Annotated in this window: 3 protein-coding genes; 1 reads left to right on the top strand and 2 read right to left on the bottom strand. The window is 70.0% G+C overall.

All coding sequences use genetic code 11. The features are described from left to right. Window positions 1-274: 274 nt before the first annotated feature. Window positions 275-709: a helix-turn-helix transcriptional regulator gene (locus tag GVN67_RS28800; protein WP_160000730.1), complete on the bottom strand. Its 435-nt coding sequence runs from the start codon at window positions 707-709 to the stop codon at window positions 275-277. A 165-nt stretch (window positions 710-874) separates the two neighbouring features. Further along, window positions 875-1,594 (bottom strand): polyhydroxyalkanoate synthesis repressor PhaR, encoded by a 720-nt coding sequence (gene phaR, locus GVN67_RS28795; RefSeq protein ID WP_160000729.1) that lies wholly within the window; start codon window positions 1,592-1,594, stop codon window positions 875-877. A gap of 282 nt (window positions 1,595-1,876) precedes the next feature. Here phaR and GVN67_RS28790 point away from each other — a divergent pair. After that, the coding region (locus GVN67_RS28790; protein WP_160000728.1) for a hypothetical protein at window positions 1,877-2,124 on the top strand (248 nt) is incomplete at its 3' end.

Here is a 2,124-nt window from a genome sequence, read left to right as displayed (position 1 = left end):
CCTGGCGCGGGCGCGCCAGCCAGGCCGTGGCACCGCCGACGGCGGCAAGGCCGAGCAGCAGCCCGCGCCGGGGCAGCGGCGCAAGGCTGGCGGGCGGCAGGCGAGGCGATGGCGGGCGGCGATGGGGCAGGTCAGGCACTCCGGCGGCGGCAGAGGGGCCGGAGACTAGGCGGCTGGGCCGGCGGCGTCGCCCGTCAAATTGCGAATGGCTCGCAATTCATGGACCCGCGCTACACCCGTCGGCGCCCACCGGGCGCCGACAACGGACAGAAAGTTAATCGTCGAGGGTGCGGCCCTGGGACTGGGCGGCCAGGGCGCGGGCCATCTGGCTCAGCGCGTCCTGGTGGCGCTCATTGTCGATCATGGCGAAGTTGCGGGCCAGTTCCAGGCACATGCGCTGGCGCACGCCCAGCGGCTGGGCGCTGCCTTCCTCGTCCAGCCCCTCGAAGAACCAGGAGACCGGGACGGCCAGCACCATGGCGATCTCGAACAGGCGGCCGGCGGAAATCCGGTTCAGCCCGCGCTCGTATTTATGCGCCTGCTGGTAGGTGACGCCGATCATGCTGGCGAGCTGCTGCTGCGACAGGCCCAGCATCAGCCGGCGCTCGCGGATGCGCATGCCGACATGCTTGTCGGCCTGGCGCGCGCGCTGCGTCGAATTCTCTTCCTGCACTTCCGCGACGACGACGCCGGGTTCCTGATCGGCCATTGCTGCCCTGCCCTGTGGGTTTGCCCCGGAATCAACCCCTTGGATCAATCCCCGGGGGTATCAACCACGGATAGTATCACATCCCGCCACGGTTATCGTCATTCGTTACCATGAGATTGACAAGGCCCGGCGAGAGGGCCGCCGGCGGCGACCCTCCCCGCCGCGTCAGCTTTCCTTGGCGGGCGGCGTCTGCAGGCTGGCCATCTGCTGGCGCAGGCGGCGCAGCTCGGCCTTCAGCTCGATCACCTCGGCGGTCTCCTCGGGCGCGGCGCCCGGAGTGCCGCCGGGCACCAGGCTCGGCATGCCCGGGAAGGGGTTGGCGCCCTTCGCCAGGGGATTGGCCAGGGGATTGGCCAGGGGATTGGCCAGCGGGTTCGTCAGGGGGTTCGGCAGCGGGAAGGGGCTGAACAGCGACATGGCGCGTTCCATCATCGCCATGTTCTGCTTGCCCACCTCCTCCAGCCCGGCCAGCGGGTTGAAGCTGCCCATGGCCTGCTCGACCGAGGCCCGCATCTGGTCCTGCTGGCGCGAGAAGCTGCCCATGGCGAATTCGAGGTAGCGCGGCACCATCGACTGCAGGCTGTCGCCGTAGAAGCCGATCAGCTGGCGCAGGAAGGGGATCGGCAGCAGGTTGCGGCCCTTGGCCTCTTCCTCGACGATGATCTGGGTCAGCACGCCGCGGGTGATGTCGTCGCCCGACTTGGCGTCGTAGACGACGAAGTCACGCCCGTCGCGCACCATCTTGGCCAGGTCCTCCAGCGTGACGTAGGAGGAGGCCTCGGTGTTGTAGAGCCGGCGGTTGGCGTATTTCTTGATGACGACGGTCGGTCTGCTGGCCTTGCCCGCATCGTCGACCGGCTGCTGCTGCTTCGCTTGTTCAGCCATTTTCACCCTCCCCGCATTCGTGGTCATGACGACGCTAGCACGCGGCATGATGCGGTGCGAACAGGGCTGATGCGCAGGCGGGCGCGGCAAATCGGGCCGTCCTGGCCTTCCGCCGGGCGGCAGCGACGCTATGTTCCGCCCACCCCGGGGCCGCGCCCGCCGATAAAGCGGCGGAACGGCCTGATTTCCGCCAGAATGCGGCGCCATGCCGCGCCGGGGCCGTGCCGGGACGACATGATTTTTTACGGCGGGCCAACGGACAGGGCCGGGACAAGGATCGGCATGGCGGGGCCACAGGACGGGAGCGGCGACCAGCACAACGCAGCCCCGGGAACCGCCCCGGGCACCGGACCCGAGGCGCTGGAGCGGCTGGCAGAGGATTGGATCACCCTGTGGCAGAGCGAGATCACCGCGCTGGCGGCCGACCGCGAGCTGGCCGAGGCCTGGTCGAGCTGGGCCGCGCTGGGCGCCGCCTGGATGCGCGCCGCCGCGACCCCGCCGCCGCGCGCCTTCGTGCCGGGCTTCCCCCC

This window comes from Roseomonas sp. 18066, from assembly GCF_902706185.1.
In the GTDB taxonomy this organism is placed as follows: domain Bacteria; phylum Pseudomonadota; class Alphaproteobacteria; order Acetobacterales; family Acetobacteraceae; genus Pseudoroseomonas.
The sequence above is the reverse complement of the archived record's forward strand: the minus strand, read 5'-3'. Positions and strand labels throughout refer to the sequence as shown.